Origin of the sequence: Marinobacter sp. F4218, assembly GCF_019443085.1 — a bacterium.
Classification (GTDB): Bacteria; Pseudomonadota; Gammaproteobacteria; order Pseudomonadales; family Oleiphilaceae; genus Marinobacter; species Marinobacter albus.
Genome location: NZ_JAHZIL010000004.1, coordinates 54,689 through 79,859 on the forward strand (window position 1 = coordinate 54,689; position 25,171 = coordinate 79,859).

Here is a 25,171-nt window from a genome sequence, read left to right on the forward strand (position 1 = left end):
GTCGCCGGCGGAAACCATCCCTGAGTAAAAGATGCCGACAAGCAGGAGGAAGCCCCGCTGGATTTTCGAAGCCTTCGATGAAAATCTCATTGGTCGTTCCTCCGGGGGCCACGCTGTCAAGTCACAGCTCATCCAGATCACGGCCGCGTCTTACGCGGACAATGTCGGCCATGATTGCCAGTGCAATTTCCGCAGGGGTCTTGCTGCCCAGTCGAAGGCCGATTGGCATACGGATTCGGTTGATCTCGTCCTGGCTGAGCCCTCCAGTGCGACTCAGGCGCTCGGCCCGAGCCCGGGAGGTTTTCATCGAGCCCATGACACCAATGTAGGTCGCGGGGGTTTTCACCGCCGCCATCATCGCAAGATCATCAATTTTCGGATCATGGGTTGTCGCAACCACGGCTGTGGAGGACGTACAGGCGCCCTCGGCACTGATATACATGGAGGGTAAAACTGGCTCGAAGGCAATCCCTTCGGGTAGTTGAGCGTTGGCAGTCACCTCCTCCCGCGGATCGCAAAGAACCACCTGATAGCCGAGACTCATTGCGAGACTGGCGCACGCCTCTGCGACGGTTGAATAGCCGGCCAGGATGAGTCTGGAAATCGCGCCTACACGAATGCACACCGTTTCTTCACGCTCATCAACGACCACCCGTGGGCCTGTGGGCCGAGCATTTTCAAGCGACCTCACGCCATCCGTGAGCCTCACCTGACGGACAAGCGCCTTTTCACCGGACCTCATCGCTTCAAGAATCTGCCCGCAGTGGTCTCTGTTCCCGTCATTGGCGACCATCCGCTCAACCAGCACGTGGAGAATGCCACCGCATGGCAGCCGAATCCGGGGGTTTGCAGGTGCATCTTCGGGATCGCCATAGCGCACCATAACTGCCGGCAACTCATAGTCACCGGCGGCCAGGCGGGCAAGAAAATCCTCCTCAACACACCCACCGGACAAGGATCCGACATGCTCCCCCTCAGCAGTGGCGACCATGAGCGACCCCGGTTCGCGGGGCGAGGAGCCAAAGGTCGACAGGACGGTACACAACCACACCGTCCTGCCATCCTCCAGCCATTCCAGGGCCTGCTTTACGACCCGATAATCCAGGCTTTGCATGGTCATCCGCTCAGCTGGTCGCCGACCGGAAGGCGGCGGATACGTTTTCCAGTGGCGGCATAGATTGCGTTGCAAAGGGCCGGCGCCACCGGCGGCAGTCCGGGTTCGCCAACACCGCCCATGGCATCGTCCGGGTTGTCGATCAGGTGAACCCGAACCACTTTCGGGACGTCCGGCATACGCGGGATCAGGTACTTGTCAAAGTTGCCCTGCTGGGCCACGCCATCCTGGAACGTCACCTCGCTCTTCAGAGCAACACCGATACCCATAACGCATGCGCCCTCCATCTGCGCGCGGATGCGCTCCGGGTTGGCCTGGGGCCCACAATCGAAGGCAATGTCCGCCCGATGAATGGTGAGTTCGCCGGCGTCGTCCACCTCCACGTCAAAAACGATGGCGGTGTAGGACACAAAGCTGTGATGAAAGGCCAGGCCCAGGCCCCGTCCCTTTGGAGTGTCGCGGCCCCAGCCCGCTTCCTCGGTAGCGCGTTCAATGACGCGCCGCATGCGAGCCGTGTCGATCGGGTACAGATCCGGATCCTCCCCGTAATTCCAGCCATCCCCGACGGTCAGGTTGTGCACTTCCCGATCCGGCCCAAGCAGATCCAGCGCATAATCCCGGTGATCCTTACCTGCTGCTTCCGCCATTTCATGGGCAAAGCTCTGAATGGCCCAGGCATGAGGCAGGTTGTAGACCGAACGGAACCAACCGATCCGGACATGGGCCGGTGCCGGCGGGTTTTCCAGACGAATCGACGGGATACTGAACGGCATGGTGTTGAAGCCCATGCCCAACTCGAACTCGCCCTTATGTTTCGGGTCCGGTGCAAACAGCGATGCGATACTGGGGGAGAGTGTTCGATGAAGCCAGCCAGTTGCATTGCCCTCGCTATCCAGGCCTGCTTTCAGGTGATCGACCGACACGGCGTGGAAATAGGCATGCTGGACATCATCTTCCCGGGTCCATTGCAGTTTGATGGGAGTTCCTTCGAACTCTTTCGCAATCCGGGCGGCTTCGCTGACAAAATCAGGTTTGGACTTACGCCCAAAACCGCCACCGAGCAGGGTTTGATGGACCGTCACATTCTCCGCGTCCATCTCAAGTATCCCGGCAATCCCGTCGCGAGTTGCCTTGGGATTCTGCACCGGCGCCCACGCTTCCACCGCGCCATCCTTGACCCGAACGACCGCCACTGGCGGCTCCATCGGGGCTTGTGCCATGTGCGGCATGTAATAGGTAGCTGAGACCGTTTTTGCGGCATCGTTCAGGGCTGAGTCGACATCCCCGGTTTGCCGGATGACCTTACCGGGGGATTGCGCAGCTTCTTCCAGCGACGCCTTGTAGTCCGCTGAAGTGTATTTGGCATTATCTCCCGCCGCCGCCAGGTCCCATTCAATCTTCAGCGCCCTGCGACCTTCCATCGCCGCCCAGGTGTTCGACGCCACCACCGCAACACCGCCCAGGGGATTGAAGGCTGCAGGCTGGTTCGCCGTTTCAATCCGGATAACCTTCTGAACACCGGGAACCTTGAGCGCATCGCTGTCTTCAACGCTCGTTATCTCCGCACCATAGACCGGTGGCCGCGCGATCACAGCATAGAGAACGCCCTCAAGATCTACATCAGCACCAAACACCGCTTTGCCCGAAACAATGTCCTCACCATCGAGGGCTTTGGGGTGTGCGGACATCAGCTTGCCATTGACCAGGCCTGACTCCTTGCCGACGAAACGCAGCTCATTTTCTGACTTCAGAATCAGTCCATTCCTGCTTGGAACGTCCAGCTCTCGCGCGGCTTCTGCAAGTTCTCCAAAACCCAGTTCCCGGCCCGTGGCCGAATGAACCACCTTGTGAACATCGGTGCGGACTTCCAACACCGGCACGCCCCACTGATCGGCCGCCGCTCGCTCCAGCATGAGCCTGGCGGCAGCGCCAGAACGTCGAATGGGTTCATACCAGTGGCGCATACTGCGGGAACCATCTGTGTTCTGGTTGCCATACTTGTCTTGATCTGCAGGCGCCTGCTCAACGCGAACATGGCCCCAATCCGCACCCAGTTCGTCGGCAGCTACCATGGCCAGACTAGTGCGAATGCCCTGACCCATTTCAGCGCGGTTGTTGATGAAGGTGACGATGCCGTCGGCGTCGATTTGGATAAACACATTGGGATTGTCGATCCACCCACCGGGCATAGCGCCCGCGCCGAACTGAGCCTGTTCATTGGCAAAGCCGGTATCCCATCGAGCCGCGAGCAGAAGTGCGGAGGCTCCGGCCATACCCCTCAAAAGCCCCCGACGGCTGACATTGGCAAGCATCAATCTATCTGAGCGGCTCATGAGTTCACCTCCGTACCAGCAGCGCGCTCAATGGCGGCAAGAATGCGGTTGTAGGTCCCACAGCGACACAGGTTACCGGCCATGGCGTCTATAATTTCCTGAGTATTCGGCTCCGGATTGTTTTTTAGCAGCCCGGTCGCATTCATGATCTGACCACCCTGACAATAGCCACATTGGGCCACGCCGAGGTCCAACCAGGCTTGCTGTACTTTTTTACCGACCGGATCGTCGGCCATGGCCTCAATGGTTTTGACTTCCCCCGTCACGGCGGACACGGGGGTCACGCATGAACGTGTTGCGACGCCGTCGATGTGGACTGTGCAGGCCCCGCACTGAGCCATACCACAACCGAACTTGGTACCCTTCATCCCGACAACATCGCGAATGACCCAAAGCAGGGGCATGTTGTCAGGAACGTCCAGCTCATGCTGGCGTCCATTGATCGTCAGACTAGCCATTGTTTTCTCCTTAATGATTTTTTGCGGGTTGCCGACCCATGCACGCAATTTGCAAACCCATCAGCGCGCTATTCCTACTAACCTTTTACGTGAATTCGACTAGGCAGATTGCTGCACCAGTCTCCGGATGTCTTGCATCGGTGGGGCACCAAACATTCGACTGTATTCGCGGCTGAACTGTGACGGACTCTCGTAACCGACCTCGAATGCCGCTCTTGAAGCGTCCAGGTGTTCTGTCAGCATCAGTCGCCGAGCCTCACTCAGGCGCATCCGCTTCTGAAACTGCAGGGGCGTCATGGAAGTCATCGCCCGGAAGTGGTGATGAAAGGCGGAGACACTCAACCCCGCCCTGCTTGCCATGTCCTCGATTTTCATAGCTTTACTGTAGTGTTGTTTCAACCACTCTATGGTGCGAACAACCCGATAGCCGTGTTGACCGGAAGCTGCTATCTGGCGAAGCCTGGGGCCCTGTTCACCCATCAGTAAACGGTAGAAAATTTCACGCTGGATCAATGGCGCCAAAGCACCAATATCTTCGGGATGACTGAGCAGATCGAGCAATCGATTAAAGGCGTCAAACAGGTGCCCGGTGACGCCACTGACGGCAATACCGAGAGAATTTGCGCTGGAGCGCCCCACGGGTGCGGGGTGTTCCAACACAAGCTGGGAGAGTGTTCGCAGGTCGATCTCCATTGTCAGCCCCAGGTATGGACTCTCGGGGCTTGCTTCCAGAATTCGCGATACGACCGGAAGGTCAATTGAAGTGATCAGGCAATGGCTGGCGTCATAGACGAACGCATCTTCGCCCACAACCACTTGCTTCCGACCCTGCCCGATCAGACAAATGCTTGGCGCAAGCATGTAACTGGTAGGCTCGGTGGGGTGTTCCCAACGATGGAGGCTCAGCCCCTGCACTTCCGTATCGAGTCGGTTACTGTCGGCCGTTAAAAGGTCAATCTTCCTGGCCAGTCCGATCACCCCCCTGTCCTCTCCGCCAACCATTTTTGAGGCTTCAGACGGTTTTATGCTGCCCATTTGTTTCTGACCTCCAACTCTGACAGTTGCACCCCGGTCGTGCATTAGCTCAACATATTGTGGGGTATCCTGATTCAACCTCATTACCATACCCGCTTTCACCTGTTTTCCGTTTAGCGCGGAGAATCAGGCAAGAATTCAATAGGATCGAGACAGCCCCCGAGAACGGTTTGCCTCAATGAGGATCCGGTTGGCGCAAAACCTCAGCTCATTGCCACCAGCTGCTGAATCGCCCGTAATCTTTATCATCTAACTGAACGATACTGCTCCGGGTTACGCAAGGCGACCCGCAGCGCACCAGCTTTCTGCATGAAGTTTTCATCGGTACAGGTCAGCTCTGAAAGCCATTTCTCACAGCCCCACATGCTGCCAGCAAGCACGTAGGGCTGTGATGGTGATTATTTATCGAAGTGGATGACGCTGCGGATGCTCTTGCCTTCGTGCATCAGTTCGAACGCCTCATTGATATCGTCCAGGCCCATGGTATGGGTGATGAAGTCGTTGAGCTTGAACTCACCCTGCAGATAACGTTCGACAATACCTGGAAGCTCGGAACGACCCTTGACACCGCCAAAGGCGGAGCCTTTCCAGACCCGACCGGTCACAAGCTGGAACGGGCGTGTAGAGATTTCCTGACCGGCGCCGGCAACACCGATGATGACGGACTCACCCCAGCCCTTATGGCAGCACTCGAGGGCGGAACGCATGACATCCACGTTGCCGATGCACTCGAAGGAATAGTCCACACCACCGTCGGTCAGCTCGACAATCACTTCCTGAATCGGTTTGTCGTAGTCTTTCGGATTGATGCAATCGGTTGCTCCCAACTGGCGGGCGAGCTCGAATTTGCTCTCGTTGATGTCGATGCCGATGATGCGGCTGGCCTTGGCCATGGTCGCACCAATGATGGCAGACAGGCCGATACCGCCCAGGCCAAAGATGGCCACGGTGGCGCCCTTCTCGACCTTGGCGGTGTTCATCACAGCACCCATGCCAGTGGTGACACCACAGCCCAGCAGGCAGACTTCTTCCAGCGGTGCTTCCTTATTGACCTTGGCGAGGGAAATCTCAGGCAGCACGGTGTATTCGGAGAAGGTTGAGCATCCCATGTAGTGATGGATGGGCTTACCGTCTTTGTAAAAGCGGGTGGTGCCGTCCGGCATCAGTCCCTTACCCTGAGTTTCACGTACCGCCTGACACAGGTTGGTCTTACCGGAGGTACAGAACTTACACTCGCCGCACTCGGCGGTGTACAGAGGAATCACATGATCACCCACCTGCACGCTGGTGACACCTTCACCCACCTGCTCGACGATGCCACCGCCTTCATGGCCCAGAATGGCAGGAAAGATGCCTTCGGGATCATCACCGGAAAGAGTGAAGGCGTCAGTGTGACAGACACCGGTAGCCACGATGCGGACCAGCACTTCACCGGCCTTCGGCGGCATCACGTCCACTTCTTCGATGGACAGGGGCTGGCCGGGGCCCCAGGCTACGGCGGCTCTGGATTTGATCATCTCGGTCATGAAGATTTTTCCTACCTTTGTCAGTGAGTTCGTGCAGCGCTCGTGCCGCCATTTGGTCGGAAACCATAGTATCCATGCCCGCAGAAATGATAATCCGTTAGAATATAAAATGACTTTTGCCATGTGGTAATAATGCAGCCCCGGCACAGTCGCCTGGCGCACGGCGGGCGTTGCCTATTTTATCGGAAGATATGCCGTGCCTATCTCTAGCTCCGGTGTGTGGTGGTAGAAATGTTCAATTGGGAAGGCGTCAGTGAATTTGTTGCGGTCGCAGAGGCGGAAAGCTTTACTGCAGCAGGCAAACGGCTGGGCATATCAACTGCCCAGGTTAGTAGACAGGTCAGCGCACTGGAGAACCGGCTTTCGGCCAAGTTGTTCTATCGCACCACACGCAGGGTGTCGGTGACGGAGGTGGGCAATATCTACTACCAACACTGCCGGCAGGTATTGGACGGGTTGGAGGAGGCCGAGCGCGCCATCACCAATCTGCAGAGCACGCCGACCGGAAAACTGAAAATTACTGCGCCGGTCACTTACGGTGAGAGCACAATCTCCCCTTTGATAAACAACTTCGCGGCGAAATACCCGGAACTGGATGTCAGGTTGCACCTCACCAACCAGACACTGGATCTCGTCGACGAGGGCTATGATCTGGCCATCCGCCTGGGCAAGCTGAATGACTCGACGATGATGGCGAGGCGACTCGCTTTACGCACCCAGTATGTCTGCGCATCACCCGACTACCTCTCGGCCCACGGAGTGCCCCATTCGCTGTCAGAGCTGACGCAGCATAACTGCCTGCAAGGAACTCTGGGCTATTGGCGTTTTCAGGAACAGGGTAAAGAGCGCAACATCAAGGTTAAGGGCAACCTCGGTTGTAACAGTGGGCGCGCGCTTGTCGATGCTGCACTGAAAGGCATCGGGATCGTCCAACTGCCGGATTACTATGTTTTGCGCTATATCGAAACCGGTCAACTGGTCTCGCTGTTGGACCACCTCCGCGAACCGGATGACGGCATCTGGGCCCTATATCCGCATAACAGACACCTGTCTCCCAAGGTGCGCATGTTGCTTGATTACCTTGGTGAAGAGCTGAGATGACTACCTTTGGTTAGCCGGTAGAAGAGCCTGCGTTTGAATTGACATCGCCGTCAAACCCCTCAGTTTTCCAGTATCTCCGTAAATGACAAAAGACCGGGCCGGCTCTGTTTTTCCGTGATCAAAGAGCGCTTGAAAGCTGTGCGTTCTCGGCCAACGGGTGCTATACCTTTATCTAAGACTGCCTAAGGTTATGCCAAGGCTCGTCGCGCCCCACTGAGGAGGGCATCCCATGAAAAATGCAATTCCCTGGACGTTCGCTGCCGTGGCAGCATTCCTTTCCATCGGCCCGGCCACCGCTGAAATCCTGGCCATAATGAATTACGAGAGCAAGCCGGCCGACCAACTCAAGAATCTCAAGTTATCGGGTGACATTCCTAGGCGCGAAGGCCTGGCGATCATCGATGTTGATCCGGAAAGCCCAAATTTCGGTAACATCCTGTCCGACATCCCGATCGACCCGGCGACGGTAGCGCACCACATTTTCTACGACCGCACCATGACCAAAGCCTACATCACCGGCCTGCAACAGCCGGCGCTTCAGGTTCTCGATCTCACGAAGAACCCCTATCGCCTCTCCACGATCGAAACGCCACCCTGCAACGTTGCGGAGGACGTCATCCTGGACGAAGCGAATGAGCGCTGGTATCTGACCTGCATGGGCTCCGGCAAGGTAATTGTCGGTGAGGTCGCAAGCGACGAAGTAGTGGGCGAGATCGAGTTGACGGACACCTACCCGCACGGCCTCGCCGTCAACAGCGCAATTGACCGCATCCTGGTAACCTCGACCATCACGCCGGACCTGACCGCCCCGGACGAGTTCATCTCAGTGGTGCGTGCCTCCGACCTGGAACCGCTCGGCAAGATCAAGATGTCGAACGCCGAATCGCCCTCCAAGGTCGCGCCTGTCGAGGTGTTCTTCGTGCCCGGTGCCGAGCCGGCGACTGCGATTGTGACCAATATGTTCGGGCATACGCTGGAAGCGCTGGTCTGGAATGCGGACGCACAGAACTTTGATCGCGAGACGATCTTCAACTTCGCGGAGCATGGCGCCAGTGTGCCGCTCGAAATCTACTTCAACGATGGCAGCGATCCGGATCGCATGTACGTTACGACGGCGATGAAGCCCGGTCACCTGCATATCTTCGACATTTCGGAAGGCCCGACGAAGCCTAAGCTCCTGCAGCAGATCGTCACAGCCGACGGCGCGCACCATGTCGGATTCACGTCTGACTTCAGGTACGGGTTCGTCCAGAACTCGTTCATCAATCTGCCGGACATGAGCGACGGCTCGGTCTCGGTGGTGGATCTGGAGAGCGGCAAGGTGGTCGCTTCAATGGACACCCTCAAGAATGCCGGGTTCAACCCGAACTCACTCACGCTCCTGCCTGAGTGGAACCACCTAGCCGGACACTAGGCGGTTGGCGCGGCGCCGGACCGACGGCGCTGCGCCAAACCTCCCGGAGGTGGCGATGCGTTCGAAGAAACTCCAGGTGACGATAACAAGCGCCAAACTGCATTTGCACGGATACGATCTGTCCGGAATGACCAACGACAGGGCACTCGCCTACATTGAAGTTCGGCCTGAATGACGCGATGGCGGCCTGCGGTAGCGGCGGTGACGTTTCTTGCTGCGTCGCGGACCCTGGCCCATGCATTTGGCGCGCGCTACGACCTGCCGCTGCCGCTCGGCCTGTATCTTGCCGCTGCGGGGATGGCGGTGGCAGCTTCGTTTCTCGGCGCACTGTTCTTCCTGCGCGCCGGGCGGGCACGTCCTGTACATCTGGACATCCCGATACCCGCCAGAGTTGGCCATGTGCTTTCGACGGTTCTCGGCATTTTCGGCGTGCTTGGGCTTGCCATCCTCCTAGGTGCAGCCTTCTCCGGCCCACAGGAGGCCGTCCGCAACCTCGCTACCGTCGGGGTGTGGGTGATCTGGTGGGTAGGATTTGTGCTTTTTTCGGCCTTGGTGGTCTGCCTCTGGCCGCAGGTCGACCCATTCCGCAGGCTGGCGGCGCTCCTGGCGAGGGTGGCCGGACGGCCATGGGGAAGCAGTTCGGCCAAACCGCCGTCGGCTGCCGGCTTGCTTGCACCGACAGGACTGCTGGCACTTGCCTGGATTGAGCTGGTATCAGACTGGTCAGAAGAGCCGTATGCGGTGGGCCTGCTGGTGATTGCCTATATCTTGGTCGCGCTCCTCGGCGGACTCGCCTACGGAAAAGAGTGGTTCTGTGTGGTCGACCCACTGAGCCGCATTTTCGCGGTGCTCGCCCGACTTGCACCTATCTGTGTGGCCAGCCGCACAGCCTTGCGCTTGCGTCCGCCGGGCGAGGGCCTCCTGCAGAGGACCGAGCCTGTACGTGGCGAGGTGGCGCTGATCACCGCGCTCATCGGGATTGTACTCTTTGACGGCTTGTCCGAGACGCCCGTCTGGGCCGCGGTGCTGGATTTCGTGAGCGGCTCGCAATCGCTGCGCCCGCAGCTACTCTGGCTGCGTGCCCAGGGCGCCGATTTGATCCAGGTGATACGCACCATCGGCCTCTTCACCACCATAGCCGGTTTCTACGGAGCCTACTGGCTTTTGATTGTGCTGATGCAGGCGTTGGCCGGTGGCGGGCTCACGATCAGTCAACTCGCGCGCGAGTTCGTCGGAACCCTCCTTCCTATCGCGGTCGCCTACCACCTGTCGCACTACATCTCGTACCTCCTGATCGCGGGACAGCTGATCTTTCCCGCCGCGTCCGACCCGTTCGGCCTGGGATGGGACGTATTCGGCACGCGGAACTGGTCCATCGACATCAGCATCATCGGGGCCAAGCAGGTCTGGTGGATAGCCTTCACGGCACTGATCGCGGGGCACGCGCTTTCGGTCCTGGTCGCCCACCGGCGGGCAATCCTGCTGTTCAAAGACAAGCGGCGCGCGGCCCTCTCGCAGATCCCAATGACAATTGCTATGGTCGGCCTGACCGTACTGAGCCTGTGGATTCTCTCGCAGCCGCTCACGGAGTAAGTAGACGCTACCTCGTTTCGCACCCGAGCGAACTGCGCAGGTTTCGCAACTTCAGGATACACACCGACCGACGGGTTCTGAGGATTCGTCACCTTGTGCACCATGATGCCCCTGCCCGTTAACCTTCCCTACTGTGAGCGCTTCCGGTTCAGAGCGGCAGCGCCGTGCCGCAAGTGTCCTGGTAGGAAACTTCACTGCCATTGACCAGCACTTCCAGCCCGAAGCCCCGGGCGGTGCTCTGCCCGTAGCGCGCTTCAACGGTGCCATCCCCTTCCAGAAGAATGTGTCCCCGGGTAGGGCAATCTTCCGTCAACACCACCTCTAAGGGGATCGGTGTGGAGTACGAGACATAGCCCGCAAGGGCAGAGCTCACCAGATCGGCTGTCATGGAAAGTGTGATGACGTCACCGGACTGGACTACCTTGAATTCGGAATCCCGCGTTGCGACGTATTCGCTGCCCAGCCGGTACTCCATCGATGGCGATACCGTGGTTACGGTGTAATCGGACTCATTGGTAACGCTAATTGTCGACGTCTGGCTGCCGAGGATCGCAAGCGCGTCACCGGAATCCAGCTTCTGCCCGGAAATGTCGATCCGCTCCACAACGGTAGCTGAGGAACCGCTGCTGGAAGCCGTCACATCGGTACGGTATTCGCCATTCAGCAGAAGCAAGCCATGGCTGAACGTCTGCACCTGGCAGTTACTGAACGTAAACACATAGCTTTCACTGGTCGAACCCACTGTCTGCTGAACATTCACCACGCCATCCGCGTTTGCGCAGCTGTACTCCGGCTCAGCAGCCGCCGTAGCGACCGCCGTGCCACCGGAAGGTGCCTGGAGGGAAACCTCAACGTCCTCGACAAGCGAAACCACGCCATTGATGTCCGAGTAGGCCGCCGTTGCGTCCTGGAAATCACCCTGAACCCGCAACGAAGCCTTTTTATCGCCGTAACCCTGAGTGTCGAGGGACAGTTGGGTTGGCGAACTCGCCGATCCACCACCACCTCCTCCGCCACAGCCCGTGATAAGAACCGTTGCCACTGCCATTGAGAAGTACTTCACGCCTGCCATGTCCATTTTTTACTGCTCCTTTTCGGGATACACCTTGATCGCATCCGGACCATGCGACCACCCGGCATTACCGCCCCGGAAAATATTCCCGGGCGAATGATTTATGTACCTATAAGCTACCGTCTAATCGAACAATTGCCAGTCCAGGACCTCACTATCTACCCGTGATGGCGTTAAAATTGAGGTCTGTGTCACATCCTGTCTATGCCTCGGGTAGCCGTCATCCGGGTTTCAGCCACGGCGAATTATCGTAGACTACTGCGCCAAATTGATCTGACAGAGGTAACGCCTGCCATGAAATACCGCATCATCCCGGTTACTCCGTTTCAGCAGAACTGCTCGCTGATCTGGTGCGAAACAACCCGGAAAGCCGCGGTGGTCGATCCCGGCGGGGATCTGGACCGGATTCGCGCTGCCGTGAGCGAGGAAGCCGTTACCGTCGAAAAGATCCTGCTCACCCATGCCCACATTGACCACGCCGGGGGCACTGCGGAACTGGCGCGGGAGCTGGCTGTTCCGATCGAGGGTCCTCAGCGGGAGGACCAGTTCTGGATTGCAGGTCTACCCCAGCAGGCTCAGATGTTCGGTTTCCCGACCCCGGAGACCTTCACCCCTGATCGCTGGCTGAACGATGGTGAGGAGGTAACCGTCGGAGAACAAACCCTGCAAGTACTGCATTGCCCCGGACACACCCCGGGGCATGTGGTGTTTTTCCACCAGTCGTCGAGGTTGGCCCTGGTTGGCGATGTCCTTTTCCATGGCTCCATTGGCCGGACCGATTTCCCGAAGGGCGACCACGCCACTCTGATACGGTCGATTCGGGAAAAGCTGTTCCCTTTGGGCGACGATGTCGCCTTTATCCCCGGGCACGGCCCCATGTCCACGTTTGGAAAGGAGCGGGCCACCAACCCGTTTGTCTCGGACCACCGAGGCTAACCCTGCGCTAACCGGAACTGCGCGATGGTCGCACGGAGGGTCTCCGCCATAGCTAGCAGATCCCCGGCGATGCGAGAGGTTTCCTGGGCATCCCGGGAGGTTTGCTCGGCAGAGCGGCTTATCTCAATCACGTTGTGATTGATCGACTCGGAAACGTCGCTCTGCTCGTCGGCTGCGCTCTCCATTTCCTGGTTCAGATCGGTTATCTGGCGCACCGCCAGGGCGATGGTCTGCAGCTCGGACTCCACCCTGAGAATGGCCTGCACCTGATGCTCCGCCATCTCCGAGGCGTGGCTCATGGTGGCCACACAGTCCACCACCTCACTTTTCAGGCCGGTGATGGTGTTGCGGATTTCCTCGGTGGAATCCTGGGTGCGGGATGCCAGTGCCCGAACCTCATCGGCAACTACCGAGAATCCGCGCCCCTGTTCACCTGCACGTGCTGCCTCAATGGCAGCGTTCAGAGCGAGCAGATTGGTCTGGTCGGCAATATTGGAAATCACCTCCAGCATGTCCGACATCTGACTGGTGCGTTGGTCCAGTTGCTCGATTCGCCTGGCCCCTGCCTGAACCTCGTTGTTCAGTACCTCAATGCCCTCAACCGCATTGCGCGCCAGTTGTTCGCCGGCACTGGCGGAAGCAGCGGTGTCGGCCGATTTCCGGGTGGTGTGAATGGCATTTTCACGGACCTGAACCGCGGATGCAGCCATTTCGGTGGTGGCACTGGCAACCTGGTCGGTGTTATCCCGCTGTGCGAGCACTTCCCGTTCTGTGGTTCCGGATTTTTCCGCTATGCCGCGAGCCGCCCGCTCCACCTGCTCGGCATTGTCCATTACCGTGTTCATACTCTCGCGGATTTTCGCCATCATCCGGTTAAAGGCGCGGGACACCGACCCGATCTCATCGTTTCGGCCGACCTCAAGTTCGACGGTCAGGTCAGAATTGCGGGATATCTCGTCCATCCGGTCATGAAGCCGTCGCAAACGTGAAAACACCAATCGGCCGAGGACGAACGCGGTCAGGAAAAACACCGCTGCAAAAATCACGGCCTGGATACCACCGCTGGCCAACAGCTGCTGGTGCAGACGGGCATCGGTTGCCGCCAGTGAATAATCCACCCGGATGGCCCCAAGCACCTGCCCTTCCTCAGCCTGATGGCATCCGAGGCAATTCACGCCCTGGTAATTCTCACTGGCAACCACCGGCTCAACCAGCGTGTAGACACGGCCATCTGCGTTGCTGGAATAGGATTCCACCCGCTCACCAGCCAGCGCCTGCCGGTCCAGCGCATCGCGCTTCTGCTCGGCGGCGGTTCCTTTGCCGAACATCCGGTTTAAATGGTCACTGCGAACAACCCGGATATCCAGGACTTCGTCGGGCGCCATCACCTTCTCGCGCAACAAATCCCGGTTGGCGATAGTGCCCGTTACCATCATGGTATTGAGACCATCGAAATAGGATTTGGCGAGGCCATCCACGTACTGGTGGCTGAATTCCTCCATATGCTCGCGTTGGGCCTGAGCGTTGTAGAGAACCGTCAGCACCAGAACCAGGGAGAAGGCCGCCGCCAACGCGGCGAGTAACAGAAAACGGATGGAGTGTTGTTTTGTCATGGCAGTCCGGCAGAAAGGCACACAAAGATCGAGTTAACTGTCGCGTTTGACGTCGGTCGACGACAGCGAATCGACACCGGACTCTATAGAAACGCGCCATTTTTTTACTGACGCAGATCAGATCTGAGGTAACTCCCGGCACATACCGCCCGGCCTGCTGCCCCTATGGGAATGGCCCGAAACGTGCATAGCACAAGGCAGACGATGATTTTCCGGCAAACGCACCCGTTGCCAAGAGAGGACACAGAGCCATGTCACTACTGACATCCCTGATTCGGGCAAGCAGCCAGTTTCAACAGGCGATGGAAAAACGCCCGACATCCGACAGTGCTGCGCAGGGCGGGCCCGCCAAGGCTGACAGCCCGGCCCCGCAACCTGTCGGCGGGCCGGGTGATGACCGTTTCACACCCTCCGGCGACGACGGGAAAGACCTGGCCAACCTGAAGTCCCGCAAACTTGCGATGGCGGACTACAAGCAGTCAGTGGGGCAGGATCTTGCCTTTGTGCGGGAAACACTGCGGCACAAGCTTGCCGAGTACAGCCTCGCGCCTAACACCGCACTCAACGTGAACCGGGGTGAAAGTGGAAAAATCCAGGTAAGCGGCCAGATCACCGAGGAGTCGAAGACGCTCATCGAGAATGACCTGAACATTAACAGGAACTTCAAGGACGCCTTCAGCCGACTGAGCGTCAATGAGCCGACGCTGCATTTCATGGACAACGCCTTGAAGCTTAATCAGGCCTACGGGGTAAACAATCCGCTACTGGACACACTCATAAGCGAGAACCAGCAGTTCAACGGCCTTCAGGACCTGGTTCATCGATACGACACCCTGCGCCGCTCCGCCAGTGCCGAGAAAATGGAAGCGGCAGGTAATAGCCGGGGCTATGCGTTCAACCTGAACGCCAGGGCCTGAACCTTACCCCGCCTTTCCCATCACACATTGAAGGGTGCGGGATCGCCCTTGCCGACCCGTGTCACCACCGGGGCCTCGCCGGTGAAATCCACAACCGTCGTCGCCTCCATTCCACAGAAGCCACCATCGATGATCAGATCCAGTTCGTGTTCCAGGGTTTCCCGGATTTCGTAGGGATCGGTCATCGGTTCGGTTTCACCGGGCAGGATCAGCGTACTGCTCATGATCGGCTCCCCCAGCTCACCCAGCAGCTCCTGAACGATGGCGTTGTCCGGAACACGGACGCCCACCGAGCGCCGCTTGGGGTGCAGCAGCCGGCGTGGCACTTCGCTGGTGGCGTCCAGAATGAACGTGTAAGGCCCGGGGGTGAAGTTCTTCAGCAACCGGTACTGGGTGTTATCCACCTTGGCGTATACGCCGATATCGGAAAGGTCCCGGCATACGAGGGTAAAGTTGTGTTTGTCGTCCAGGCGCCGTATTCGCTTGATGCGATCCGCCGCCTGCTTGTCCCCCAGATGGCAGCCAATGGCATACGCCGAATCCGTGGGATACACAATCACGCCGCCGCGCCGGAGAATATCCACCGCCTGGTTGATCAGTCTCTTCTGCGGCGTTTCCGGGTGAATCTGAAAAAACTGGCTCATGAGCCCTCTCCCCGACTCACAGACCCAGCCATGGCCGGGTCGTTCTTCGAGCCACCCATGCAGTTCGGTGACTCGGGGGCGGCCTGACCCGTTGCCTCCCATTCCTTCGGCGAGTACAGGTGCAGGGCCAGAGCATGGACCTCGCCCGCGAGCTCATCGGCCAGGACACTGTAAATGGCCTGATGCCGCCTGACTTTCATCTGGCCCTCAAAATCCGGGGACACCAGGGTGACCTTGAAGTGCGTCTCCGAATTCGGCGGCACGCTGTGTTTGTGGCTCTCGTTCTCGACCTGCAAAAAACGGACGTCAAAAGCCCCGTTGAGCTTCGTCTCGATGGTGTTCTGGACCTTCATTACTCAATCCTTCTGCGAATGCTTTCTTTCCTGCAGTCTACTACACAAACCGCCAGCCGCCCGAACCTTGACAGCAAAGAACCAAACAGCCACATTCCCATCCCGACCCAATCGCGCCCAGAACCATGCACCTCTATATTGCCGAAAAACCAAGCCTCGGCCGCGCCATTGCCGCCGCCCTGCCCGGCCCCTATCAGAAAGGCCAGGGCTGGATCCGTTGCGGCAAAGGCGACGACGCTGCCACCGTCAGTTGGTGTATTGGCCACTTGCTGGAGCCCGCCGAACCGGCTCGCTACAACCCCGCCTGGAAGAAATGGCGCCAGGAACATTTACCCATGTTCCCGGAGCAATGGCAGGTAATGCCCAAGGACAGCGTGCGCCAGCAACTGAAGGTGCTTGAGTCCCTGATACGTCAGGCCGAAACCATTGTCCACGCAGGGGATCCCGACCGGGAGGGGCAACTGCTGGTGGACGAGGTACTCAGGTACTTCGGCGCAAAAGCGCCGGTTCAGCGAATACTGATCAACGATCTGACACCTGCCGCAGTGGCGAAGGCCGTTCAGACCCCGAAGGACAACCGTGAATTCCGCCGGCTGTCCCACTCGGCTCTCGCTCGCCAACGCGCCGACTGGCTGTACGGCATTAACCTGACACGCTTCTATACCCTGACCTACCAGCAGCAGGGCGAACAGGGCGTCTATTCCGTCGGCCGGGTGCAGACGCCGGTTCTGGGTCTCGTGGTGGAGCGTGACAACACCATCGCGAACTTTGACCCCAGGCCCTTTTTTCGCATTGAGGCGCGCTTCACAGCACAGGAAGAGGAAGCGGACCAAACCCCGTTCACCGCGCGCTGGCTGCCAGACGAACAGTTCCGCGATCACCTTGATGAGGAAAACCGCTTGCTCGACAGGGCAACGGCAGAGCAGATCGCCGCCGACACCAACGGACGCCCCGGAACGATCGTCGAGTCCCGGTTTCGCGACCGCCCGGAACCACCGCCTTTACCTTTGTCACTCTCGGTGCTTCAGATTGAGGCCGGGCGGCTATTTCGCATGGGCGCCAAAGAGGTTCTGGATACGGCGCAGAATCTGTACGAACGGCACCAACTGATCACCTACCCACGTTCAGACTGCCGGTACCTTCCGGAAGGCCACTACGGTCAGCGGGAACAGGTGGTACGGGCGATTGCCCGGGTTGCGCCAAACCTCGCTGACGCCTGCAGCGCGGCAGATCTTGAGCGTCGAACCGCCGCCTGGAACGACAAACGGGTAGACGCCCACCACGCCATCATTCCAACCAGCCGGCCGGCTCCGAATGGCAAGCTGACACCGGCCGAAGAGAAAATCTACGACCTGATCAGCCGTCACTACCTGATGCAGTTCGCGGCCGATGCCGTGCACCGGGAAGGCCGCCTTACGGTGCGAGTGGCGGAACACAAGTTCCGGGCCACCGAGACCGCCATCCTGACGCCTGGCTGGAAGGCCCTGGAACTGAAGCTGCGGGAAGGCAGAAGCGATCCCCAGAAAGCGCCGCTCCCAAGACTGGAACGGGGCGAACCGGTGCTGTGCGACGACTGCTCTATTGCTGAACGGAAAACCCAGCCGCCGCAGCACTTCACCGACGCCACCCTGCTCTCGGCGATGACCAACATTGCCCGCTTCGTCAGCGATCCCGAGTTGCGCAAGACGCTTCGGGAGACCGACGGACTCGGCACCGAAGCCACCCGCGCCGCGATTATCGACACGCTGTTCAAAAGGGAATACCTGTACCGGGACAGCCGGCACATCCGGGCCACTGACAAGGGAAAGGCGCTGATCAGCGCCCTGCCCGAATCAGTCAGCAAACCGGACCGTACCGCGGTATGGGAGGCAACACTTGAAAGCATCCGGCGTGGCGAGGGCGACCCCCGCGCCTTCCTGGACACACTGAAACAGGAAGTCCGGGATTTCATTAATCGCCCACAGGGCGACCGTGTCGCCGATGAACCGGGAGACGCTCAGCCGGGGCAGGTGCATTGTCCGAAATGCCGGGCGCCCATGACCGAAAGGGACGGCAAGTTTGGACGCTTCCACGCCTGCACCCGGTACCCGGATTGCACAGGCACGAGACCCATCGAGGATACGGCTCCGGCGGATGGCACCGGCCAGAAACCGATCCCCTGCCCCCACTGTTTTTCACCGCTGGTCCGAAGAAAAGGAAAAAAAGGCTGGTTCTGGGGCTGCAGTAATTTCCCTGCCTGCCGACAAACGCTTAATGACGAGGATGGGAAACCCGCCATCCGTTTACGCAAGTCTACATAACGATACTGAATACATTGTCACATTTTGTGATAATCCGGCGGTATGGCTGATCAGTCCGTCTGATCATTAGCCTATCGGCAAGATGAAAACAGCGAGCAACCCCGGGAGAGGCTTCATGCGAATCGCTCTGCTTGAAGACGAATACGAACAGGCACAGCACGTACAGTCGATGTTGTCCGAGCACGGGCACCACTGTGACAGCTTCCCCGCTGGCCAGTCGTTCCTCAGTGCTGTCCTGCATCGCAGTTACGATCTCCTTATCCTGGACTGGCAGATACCAGACATGACCGGCATTGAAGTGCTGGAAAATGTCCGGGCCCAGCTCGACTGGTCCATTCCAGTCGTCTTCCTCACCCAGCGAGACAGCGAAGCGGATATCGTCAGGGCCCTGGATGCCGGTGCCGACGACTACCTGGCCAAGCCGGCCCGGGAAGCTGAGCTGGTAGCGCGGATTAACGCCCTCGCCCGCCGAATCAACCCGGACAGCGAGAAGGAATTGCTGAGATACGGTCCGTTTGAGGTCAACACCAAGCGCCGCATCATCACTCTGCACGGGGAAGAGCTGACCCTGACCGATAAAGATTTTGACCTGACCCTGTTCCTGTTCCAGAACCAGGGCCGGCTGCTAACAAGAGAAATGCTCCTGGAGCGGGTATGGGGCCTGGCACGTGACATCAACACCCGTACCGTAGACACCCACATGAGCCGCCTGCGGCGCCGACTCGGCCTGAACCCCGAGAACGGTTTCCGGATCAAGACCATCTACCAGCGCGGCTACCGGCTCGAGTCGATGCAGACGCCGGAAGCAGAGACCACTGACATCGTCGAGACTGATCGGGCCGCGAATGAGTAAAACGGGAGTGCAACGACTTTTCCGGCTGCTGTGGGCGCCGGCCATCCTGTTGACCGCATTCACCACTCAGGCCGAACTGTCCATCACCCAGGGTTCTGCCTCCTCGGTCGGTGATTCTCAAAAAGCGACGACGCCCGAGTGGATATACACGTTGCGGCCCGGTGAGAGTTACGGCCAAGTGGCAGGCGAACTACTGGCGCCAGGCTATTCGGCAGCGCGCCTGCTTCAGTACAACAACATTGAAAAAAGTTCGGCAATAGCCGAAGGCGACAGCATCCGCATTCCCCTGTCCTGGCTGAAGCGCCAACCCGACCCGGCCCGTGTTACGACCGTTTCCGGATCGGTTCAGCTGATCTCCAGCGCAGACGGTCGAAAGCTACCCCTGACGTCCTACACCCTGATTCGCGTGGGCGACGAAATCCTCTCCGGTTCCGGCTCTGCAACCATCGCACTGGCGGACGGATCGGAGGTGCGAATTTCGCCGGACTCCCGACTGATTTTTAACCGCCTGACCCAGTACGGAAAATCCGGGATGGTGGATACACGCCTGCGCCTGCACAAAGGTGAGGTCCATACCCGGGTGAAACCGGTGATAGAGGGTGGTGCACGGTTCGAAATCGAAACCCCATCGGCCGTTGCTGCGGTTCGCGGAACCGTATTTGCCCTGCAGACCTCCGTCAACGGCACCAGCCTCCAGGTCACCGAGGGCGTGGTTGATTTCGGCTCGCCCGGCAAGACTCGCCGAATCCCGGCGGGATACAGTGCCTCGGTTTCGACCACGTCCAATACCGGCCTCAGCATCCGCCGCCTGCCGCCGGCACCGGAGGTCAATCCAATCCCGGCCACTCTGACCAAGCTTCCGGCACCGGTAAGCTGGGCGCCAAGCCAGGCGCCACGACACCGCCTCGATATTTTCGAGTCTGACAGCGGGCGCTGGGTGGAAAGCCGAAAGCTCGACGGCAGCGAGTTCAAACTAAGCATGCTCGACAATGGCGATTACGAAATTCACCTGGCGGCGTTGGACAGTCGCGGCACAGCGGGCATGCCAGCGGTAATCCCCTTCGAGATTGACTTGCAGGCGCAATCCGCAAGCCTGGTTGCCCCTGCTGCCGGTGGCGTAGCCAACGATGATATGCCGGAATTCCGCTGGAGCCTGAACGGCCAGAACGAAGTCGCGCGGGTGGAAATCGCCGAAGACGACAGCTTCCGGGAATTGGTTACCACGAGCGAATGGGCCCCTGAAACATCGGCGCTGCCGTTGCGTCCCCTCGGGCCCGGCCAATACTACTGGCGGGTAGTTACCGAAGCCGGTGGCAACTCGGTGGCGATCAGCGAAACCAGAACACTGGTGGTAAACGGAAGTCTTCCGCCGGTGCGCATCATCAGCGTCAATTACGTGGATAGCCAGGTTCGGGTGTTCTGGGAGAAGGTCAGGACCGCGAGGGAATATCGCCTCCAGCTTTCCGAGGAGCCCGAGTTCCAGAACATTATAAAGGAGGCTAAGCTTGCCGATACCACGGCAGCCTTGCGCCTGATTCCCGGAAGACGGTATTTTGTGCGGCTTAAAGCTCTTTCTGACGGCCCCTTGACCAGTCGCTGGGGACCCGGGAGGGAACTGTACCTGGAATAATCCATTGAACAACCGAACGACACAGCAGGGCTCATGAACCGGGAATGGCTGCCAATAAAAACGACTCCCTGGACAATGGGCCTGATACTGCTGGCACTGCTTATCCTGATCCAGTCATCCGAACTTCCCCAACGGCTGGATTACTGGCTGTTCGATAAAGCCACTACCGCCGCACCAGCCCCACTTTCGAGCCAGGTTGCCATTGTGGCTATTGACGAGTTCAGCCTCGACCGGCTTGGGCGATGGCCCTGGCAACGCACGATCCACGCCGAACTCATCGAGAAACTGACGTCCGCCGGTGCGAAGACCATTGTCTTCGACGTGCTGTTTCCCGAACCGTCTGCAGAGGACACCGTTCTTGCCGGTGCAATGCGCAGGCATGGCAATGTCGTACTGCCCATTCATCTTTCTCCACCGACAGCCCATCAACTGCTGAGCGAAGAACTTCCCGCACCTGAACTCACAGCTGCGGCCTCCAGTCTCGGCCACGCCCATGTTGAACTTGATGAGGACGGGGTCGCCCGGGGGCTCTATCTTTTCAATGGCCTGGGCAACCAACTCTGGCCCAGCCTCTCCCTGGCCGCCTCGAGCTTCCCCGGGAATGGATCCGACACTCATCCGGCTCCGCCATTCATGAATGTCCGGGATGAATATCGGGCGGTGCCGCTTGTAGGCGGAGCCGGCACCCTGCCCACGTACTCGTATATCGAGGTACTTAATCAACCTCCGGCACCGGAAGTTTTCGAGGGCAAAACCGTATTTGTCGGTGCAACGGCAGTGGGTTTCGGCGACATACTGCCCACACCCTTTTCAGGGCTGAGCCGGCCAATGTCGGGCGTGGAGTTCCATGCCAACACCTTTTCGGCCCTCAACCAGGACCTTCTGATTCGTCGGGCTCCGGTCTGGGTTTCACCGACACTTACCCTGGCAATTGTGCTCGCGCTCTCTCTCCTACTGCCGAGAATGCGGCCGACTCGCACCATTGCCGCCTGCCTGATGACCGTGGCAGTGCTGCTTGTCGCCCATTTCTCTGGGCTGTTTGTCGCGAACCTGTGGATTCCCGTCGCGAATGCACTGCTGGTCCCATTGCTGGCACTGCCGATATCCAGCGGCTTTCGCCTCGCCATGACCAATCGCTTCCTGAACCGGCAACTGGACGACCTCGCCCGCAGCCCACACATCTCGGTTCCGGAACCCTCGCGACGGCACCCTGCCCAGCTCCTCGAACATTTCCAGGCACTGCTTCAACCTGAGGGATGGCTGCTCTGTGAAGGGCCGAACACCCTATCACGTCGCGGCCTGACCACCGCCGACATCCCCGGAAACCTCGAAGCCGGCCACTGGGTCCATGACAGCAACCGAAGCTGGATAGAACTGCTGCGCGGAAACACCACCTACACCCTAGGCCTGATCCTGCCGAATGACCTGAGCCGCGAGGCCATCCAGCGCTACCTTCGCCGCCTCCACCTGAAAGCCAGCGAGGGACACCTCAAAAAGGAAAAGCCGCGGGAGAACATCTCCGCGAGAATCGAGCGGGTGCGCCTCGCCACCGAACGGCTCAATCACATGCAGCAGTTTATCCGGCGCAGCTTCGAACGCATGCCCGACGGCATCATCGTGACGGACGAACTGGCCGTGATCCGTTTTGCCAATGGTCACATCGAGGAGTGGTTCCAGGAACCGATGCCAAGCCTTGCCGGCCTCCCCCTGGCCCGGCTTCTGGAGGGGCATGACCCCCGGGAGACGCCCCCCTGGCACGAAACCGTTTCGGAAACCCTGACGCTAAGGCAAAGCCGCACAGTCGACCTGCGCATTCGCAACAAAGACTTCCTGATTCACTTTGCGCCATTCGCCCTGCCGGACAGCGATCAGCACGGCATCATCGCTAACATCTCCGACATTTCCGAACTTCGGGAACAACAGCGCCAGCACCGGGAAGCCATCGACTTCATCTCCCACGATGTCCGGTCGCCCCTGGTGTCACAGTTGGCATTGATCGAGCAGCTCAAACGGGATCCGAGCCACATTGAGAAGGCACAGCTTGACCAGCTTGGCCGACTTGCCAGGCGGAGCTATCACCTTGCGGAAGAGTTTGTTCAGCTGGCACGCGCCGAACAGCTGACGGAAACCCGTTTCTATGAGTGCGAGTTCCTGGCCATCGTCGAAAACGCCCGTGACAGTGTCAGTGAGCAGGCGGCGGAAAAGAATATCCAGCTGCAACTGCAGGGCACCGAGGATCTCTGGCTGAAAGGCAATGCGGAATTGCTCGAGCGAGCGGTCATCAATCTGCTGACCAATGCCGTCCAGTACAGTCCGGCGGATTCGGCCATCGACATCCAGGTATACCGGGCTGGCCATCAGGCCTGCCTCACCATCGGCGACGAGGGCAGCGGTATTGATGCGGACGAGCTACCCCACCTGTTTGATCGTTACCGTCGCCAGAAGAGAAGCGAGCTGGCCGGTGTGCATGGCACAGGTCTGGGCTTGTCGTTTGTAAAGATTGTGGTGGAGAAACACCGAGGGGAAATTTCGGTGGCTTCGACGCCTGGTGAAGGCTCTACCTTTACCCTGAAGCTCCCGATTGCCGACCCCCTTGCCTGAGACTTCGTTACTTCAGGCATACAAGGGGCATCACGGATCAAGACTGAATAGACTTGCTAACTACATCTGACGGTGCACTCATCACACCACTGGTGTCCTGCACCTGAATTGTAAAGTACCAGGTACCATTTTCCAGCCCGTTGATCGCGTAGGACATTTCAGCTTCGGACTGAGCGTTGCTGATAACCACTTCCTCGCCCAGGTCTTCCGCATCCTTTCCATACCGAATCACGTACTTCTCGAGCTCGCCCATCTGGATGCTGTCGCCATTTTCCCGAGTCATGGGTGCGCTCCAGCTCAGTACCGCCGTGCGCTCATCGACGTACCCGCCGTTGCCTGCAGTAGATCCAGTGCCGGAACCTGACCCGCCTCCGCCACAGCCTGTGAGAAGAGTCCCGATTACAAACGCGGCCATCCCTGCCATTGACATTTTGTTGACGCGTTTCATATCTATATTCACCATTTAATCGTCGTTACAGAGGAGTTGTTCAATTCGTGGGCAATTATGAATGAGGCAAACGTCAATTTACTAATTACAAATTGGTCAATTTTCCGTCAGATATCGGTAATAAAATATTCCATTGCGCTGTTTTTTGGGTAATTTTTAACCTGGAATGGAATTGAGGTAAGGGTTTGTACCTAGAGGAAAGTCATAAAACAGGCAGGAAAAAGTGTCCCCTTAAACAGGAGTTCATGGAGAGCACGCCGATCAGCGCCGTGGATATGACATTTTTTGAACTTGGATGGGCCGAGAATTCGTCAATTTAGTGTTGACGCTGGCAGATGTATACCAACAGCACGAACAGAAGCAGTTCAGATGGCTATGAGAGGGCGTCCTGGAGGGAGTAGAGGGGCGATTCGCTGGACCAGTGAAACATCCCTGATTTCTTGCCGAGGATGGTTGCCGGGATATGGGCGTCGCTGGCCCTGCCCGCCAACCCGTAACACACGTGCAAGGGCAAGAGATGCTCTTCCCGGGGATGGCAGAATCGGGCGTGGGGAGCCTGATCCCAGTGGATCAGGCGCTCGGCGCGCTGTGATTCCGGCATGGTGGAGTCGGAGCAAGTCTCGTCCAGCCAGTCTTCGAAAGCCTGGTTGCGGGCCTGAATCTCCGGCGTATTGGGGGTGAAGAACGCTCGCATGTTGTGAAACGAGAAGCCGGACCCGATCACCAGCAGGTTGTCGTAGTCCAGCGCCTGCAACGCCTTGCCAATCGCCAGATGCACGCCGGCATCCAGACTGCCTACCAGCGACAGCTGAACGCAGGGAATATCGGCCTCTGGGTACATCAGCTTCAGCGGCACGAACAGGCCATGATCGAAGCCGCGCTTATCATCAAGCCTTGCCGGAATTCCCGCCTTATCCAACGCCTGGTAAACCTGGCGGGCAAGCACGGGCTCACCCGGGCAGGGATACTGAATGTCGTAGGCCTCTGGAGGAAAGCCATAATAGTCGTAGATCAACGGCGGGTTGGCACCGGCGGTGATTGTCGGTACCGCCTCCTCCCAATGGGCGCTGATAACCAGAATCGCCGAGGGCTTTTTCAGCGCACCGCCCATTTCGGAGAGCCGTTCCACCAGCTCCCGATGCCCGGGATCGCCCAGCAACGGCATTGGCCCGCCGCCATGTGAGATGAACAGTACATCATTATCTGTGGTCATGGTCGCCCCCTCCAGCA

At 58.8% G+C, this 25,171-nt stretch carries 20 protein-coding genes; 9 read left to right on the plus strand and 11 right to left on the minus strand.

Annotated features, from left to right (window positions below):
* Nucleotides 1-121: 121 nt before the first annotated feature.
* The 5 genes from K0B93_RS15575 to K0B93_RS15595 all read right to left on the minus strand — a co-directional run bounded on the left by K0B93_RS15575 (nucleotide 122) and on the right by K0B93_RS15595 (nucleotide 6,457).
* Nucleotides 122-1,114, minus strand: a complete 993-nt coding sequence (locus tag K0B93_RS15575) for an XdhC family protein (RefSeq protein WP_219868664.1) — start codon at nucleotides 1,112-1,114, stop codon at nucleotides 122-124.
* 2 nt (nucleotides 1,115-1,116) lie between these two features.
* Nucleotides 1,117-3,447, minus strand: a complete 2,331-nt coding sequence (locus K0B93_RS15580; protein WP_219868196.1) for a xanthine dehydrogenase family protein molybdopterin-binding subunit — start codon at nucleotides 3,445-3,447, stop codon at nucleotides 1,117-1,119.
* On the minus strand, nucleotides 3,444-3,905 hold the full coding sequence (locus tag K0B93_RS15585) for a (2Fe-2S)-binding protein (protein ID WP_219868197.1): 462 nt from the start codon (nucleotides 3,903-3,905) through the stop codon (nucleotides 3,444-3,446). The genes K0B93_RS15580 and K0B93_RS15585 overlap by 4 nt, the downstream gene beginning before the upstream one ends.
* Nucleotides 3,906-4,004: 99 nt before the next feature.
* A complete protein-coding gene (locus K0B93_RS15590; RefSeq protein WP_228743560.1) occupies nucleotides 4,005-4,940 on the minus strand; it encodes an AraC family transcriptional regulator in 936 nt (311 codons plus the stop codon).
* Between the two features lie 398 nt (nucleotides 4,941-5,338).
* On the minus strand, nucleotides 5,339-6,457 hold the full coding sequence (locus K0B93_RS15595; protein ID WP_228743587.1) for an S-(hydroxymethyl)glutathione dehydrogenase/class III alcohol dehydrogenase: 1,119 nt from the start codon (nucleotides 6,455-6,457) through the stop codon (nucleotides 5,339-5,341).
* A gap of 240 nt (nucleotides 6,458-6,697) precedes the next feature.
* Between K0B93_RS15595 and K0B93_RS15600 the strand changes: the two genes are divergently transcribed.
* The 3 genes from K0B93_RS15600 to K0B93_RS15610 all read left to right on the plus strand — a co-directional run bounded on the left by K0B93_RS15600 (nucleotide 6,698) and on the right by K0B93_RS15610 (nucleotide 10,574).
* Nucleotides 6,698-7,567, plus strand: coding sequence for a LysR substrate-binding domain-containing protein (locus K0B93_RS15600; RefSeq protein ID WP_219868198.1), 870 nt, complete (start codon nucleotides 6,698-6,700; stop codon nucleotides 7,565-7,567).
* A 229-nt stretch (nucleotides 7,568-7,796) separates the two neighbouring features.
* A complete protein-coding gene (locus tag K0B93_RS15605) occupies nucleotides 7,797-8,981 on the plus strand; it encodes a YncE family protein (protein WP_219868199.1) in 1,185 nt (394 codons plus the stop codon).
* A 201-nt stretch (nucleotides 8,982-9,182) separates the two neighbouring features.
* Nucleotides 9,183-10,574 (plus strand): hypothetical protein, encoded by a 1,392-nt coding sequence (locus tag K0B93_RS15610; protein WP_219868200.1) that lies wholly within the window; start codon nucleotides 9,183-9,185, stop codon nucleotides 10,572-10,574.
* A gap of 148 nt (nucleotides 10,575-10,722) precedes the next feature.
* On the opposite strand, the gene K0B93_RS15615 is transcribed toward K0B93_RS15610, so the two are convergent.
* Nucleotides 10,723-11,652 carry a hypothetical protein gene (locus K0B93_RS15615; RefSeq protein ID WP_219868201.1) on the minus strand — a complete coding sequence of 310 codons (930 nt, stop codon included), beginning with the start codon at nucleotides 11,650-11,652 and terminating at the stop codon, nucleotides 10,723-10,725.
* A gap of 288 nt (nucleotides 11,653-11,940) precedes the next feature.
* Between K0B93_RS15615 and K0B93_RS15620 the strand changes: the two genes are divergently transcribed.
* Nucleotides 11,941-12,582: an MBL fold metallo-hydrolase gene (locus tag K0B93_RS15620; protein ID WP_219868202.1), complete on the plus strand. Its 642-nt coding sequence runs from the start codon at nucleotides 11,941-11,943 to the stop codon at nucleotides 12,580-12,582.
* On the opposite strand, the gene K0B93_RS15625 is transcribed toward K0B93_RS15620, so the two are convergent.
* Nucleotides 12,579-14,195 (minus strand): methyl-accepting chemotaxis protein, encoded by a 1,617-nt coding sequence (locus K0B93_RS15625; RefSeq protein ID WP_219868203.1) that lies wholly within the window; start codon nucleotides 14,193-14,195, stop codon nucleotides 12,579-12,581. The two genes, K0B93_RS15620 and K0B93_RS15625, sit on opposite strands and share 4 nt — an antisense overlap.
* Nucleotides 14,196-14,446: 251 nt before the next feature.
* Here K0B93_RS15625 and K0B93_RS15630 point away from each other — a divergent pair, with 251 nt between their 5' ends.
* On the plus strand, nucleotides 14,447-15,112 hold the full coding sequence (locus tag K0B93_RS15630) for a hypothetical protein (RefSeq protein ID WP_219868204.1): 666 nt from the start codon (nucleotides 14,447-14,449) through the stop codon (nucleotides 15,110-15,112).
* A 20-nt stretch (nucleotides 15,113-15,132) separates the two neighbouring features.
* Here the strand turns inward: K0B93_RS15630 and K0B93_RS15635 are convergent, their stop codons facing one another.
* Both K0B93_RS15635 and K0B93_RS15640 read right to left on the minus strand, forming a co-directional pair.
* Nucleotides 15,133-15,756: an L-threonylcarbamoyladenylate synthase gene (locus tag K0B93_RS15635; RefSeq protein WP_219868205.1), complete on the minus strand. Its 624-nt coding sequence runs from the start codon at nucleotides 15,754-15,756 to the stop codon at nucleotides 15,133-15,135.
* Nucleotides 15,753-16,109, minus strand: a complete 357-nt coding sequence (locus K0B93_RS15640) for a BolA family protein (RefSeq protein ID WP_219868206.1) — start codon at nucleotides 16,107-16,109, stop codon at nucleotides 15,753-15,755. Before K0B93_RS15640 ends, K0B93_RS15635 begins: the two co-directional genes overlap by 4 nt.
* A 125-nt stretch (nucleotides 16,110-16,234) precedes the next feature.
* Between K0B93_RS15640 and K0B93_RS15645 the strand changes: the two genes are divergently transcribed.
* The 4 genes from K0B93_RS15645 to K0B93_RS15660 all read left to right on the plus strand — a co-directional run bounded on the left by K0B93_RS15645 (nucleotide 16,235) and on the right by K0B93_RS15660 (nucleotide 23,493).
* A complete protein-coding gene (locus K0B93_RS15645) occupies nucleotides 16,235-18,409 on the plus strand; it encodes a DNA topoisomerase 3 (RefSeq protein WP_219868207.1) in 2,175 nt (724 codons plus the stop codon).
* 115 nt (nucleotides 18,410-18,524) lie between these two features.
* A complete protein-coding gene (locus K0B93_RS15650) occupies nucleotides 18,525-19,262 on the plus strand; it encodes a response regulator transcription factor (protein ID WP_219868208.1) in 738 nt (245 codons plus the stop codon).
* Nucleotides 19,255-20,892, plus strand: a complete 1,638-nt coding sequence (locus tag K0B93_RS15655) for a FecR family protein (protein WP_219868209.1) — start codon at nucleotides 19,255-19,257, stop codon at nucleotides 20,890-20,892. The genes K0B93_RS15650 and K0B93_RS15655 overlap by 8 nt, the downstream gene beginning before the upstream one ends.
* Before the next feature lie 33 nt (nucleotides 20,893-20,925).
* Nucleotides 20,926-23,493, plus strand: coding sequence for a CHASE2 domain-containing protein (locus K0B93_RS15660; protein ID WP_219868210.1), 2,568 nt, complete (start codon nucleotides 20,926-20,928; stop codon nucleotides 23,491-23,493).
* Between the two features lie 37 nt (nucleotides 23,494-23,530).
* Here the strand turns inward: K0B93_RS15660 and K0B93_RS15665 are convergent, their stop codons facing one another.
* Nucleotides 23,531-23,776 (minus strand): fibronectin type III domain-containing protein, encoded by a 246-nt coding sequence (locus K0B93_RS15665; protein WP_228743561.1) that lies wholly within the window; start codon nucleotides 23,774-23,776, stop codon nucleotides 23,531-23,533.
* Between the two features lie 538 nt (nucleotides 23,777-24,314).
* Complete coding sequence (locus tag K0B93_RS15670) at nucleotides 24,315-25,154, minus strand: DODA-type extradiol aromatic ring-opening family dioxygenase (protein ID WP_219868211.1); 840 nt, start codon at nucleotides 25,152-25,154, stop codon at nucleotides 24,315-24,317.
* Nucleotides 25,155-25,171: the final 17 nt, after the last annotated feature.

Bases quoted from the DNA above. Each gene is read 5' to 3' on its own strand.
- K0B93_RS15580 (WP_219868196.1), bottom strand. From the start codon at position 3,447: ATGAGCCGCTCAGATAGATTGATGCTTGCCAATGTCAGCCGTCGGGGG.
- K0B93_RS15635 (WP_219868205.1), bottom strand. From the start codon at position 15,756: ATGAGCCAGTTTTTTCAGATTCACCCGGAAACGCCGCAGAAGAGACTG.
- K0B93_RS15625 (WP_219868203.1), bottom strand. From the start codon at position 14,195: ATGACAAAACAACACTCCATCCGTTTTCTGTTACTCGCCGCGTTGGCG.
- K0B93_RS15665 (WP_228743561.1), bottom strand. From the start codon at position 23,776: ATGACTCGGGAAAATGGCGACAGCATCCAGATGGGCGAGCTCGAGAAG.
- K0B93_RS15655 (WP_219868209.1), top strand. From the start codon at position 19,255: ATGAGTAAAACGGGAGTGCAACGACTTTTCCGGCTGCTGTGGGCGCCG.
- K0B93_RS15600 (WP_219868198.1), top strand. From the start codon at position 6,698: ATGTTCAATTGGGAAGGCGTCAGTGAATTTGTTGCGGTCGCAGAGGCG.
- K0B93_RS15645 (WP_219868207.1), top strand. From the start codon at position 16,235: ATGCACCTCTATATTGCCGAAAAACCAAGCCTCGGCCGCGCCATTGCC.
- K0B93_RS15670 (WP_219868211.1), bottom strand. From the start codon at position 25,154: ATGACCACAGATAATGATGTACTGTTCATCTCACATGGCGGCGGGCCA.
- K0B93_RS15585 (WP_219868197.1), bottom strand. From the start codon at position 3,905: ATGGCTAGTCTGACGATCAATGGACGCCAGCATGAGCTGGACGTTCCT.
- K0B93_RS15640 (WP_219868206.1), bottom strand. From the start codon at position 16,109: ATGAAGGTCCAGAACACCATCGAGACGAAGCTCAACGGGGCTTTTGAC.
- K0B93_RS15590 (WP_228743560.1), bottom strand. From the start codon at position 4,940: ATGGGCAGCATAAAACCGTCTGAAGCCTCAAAAATGGTTGGCGGAGAG.
- K0B93_RS15630 (WP_219868204.1), top strand. From the start codon at position 14,447: ATGTCACTACTGACATCCCTGATTCGGGCAAGCAGCCAGTTTCAACAG.
- K0B93_RS15605 (WP_219868199.1), top strand. From the start codon at position 7,797: ATGAAAAATGCAATTCCCTGGACGTTCGCTGCCGTGGCAGCATTCCTT.
- K0B93_RS15660 (WP_219868210.1), top strand. From the start codon at position 20,926: ATGAACCGGGAATGGCTGCCAATAAAAACGACTCCCTGGACAATGGGC.
- K0B93_RS15615 (WP_219868201.1), bottom strand. From the start codon at position 11,652: ATGGACATGGCAGGCGTGAAGTACTTCTCAATGGCAGTGGCAACGGTT.
- K0B93_RS15620 (WP_219868202.1), top strand. From the start codon at position 11,941: ATGAAATACCGCATCATCCCGGTTACTCCGTTTCAGCAGAACTGCTCG.
- K0B93_RS15595 (WP_228743587.1), bottom strand. From the start codon at position 6,457: ATGATCAAATCCAGAGCCGCCGTAGCCTGGGGCCCCGGCCAGCCCCTG.
- K0B93_RS15575 (WP_219868664.1), bottom strand. From the start codon at position 1,114: ATGCAAAGCCTGGATTATCGGGTCGTAAAGCAGGCCCTGGAATGGCTG.
- K0B93_RS15650 (WP_219868208.1), top strand. From the start codon at position 18,525: ATGCGAATCGCTCTGCTTGAAGACGAATACGAACAGGCACAGCACGTA.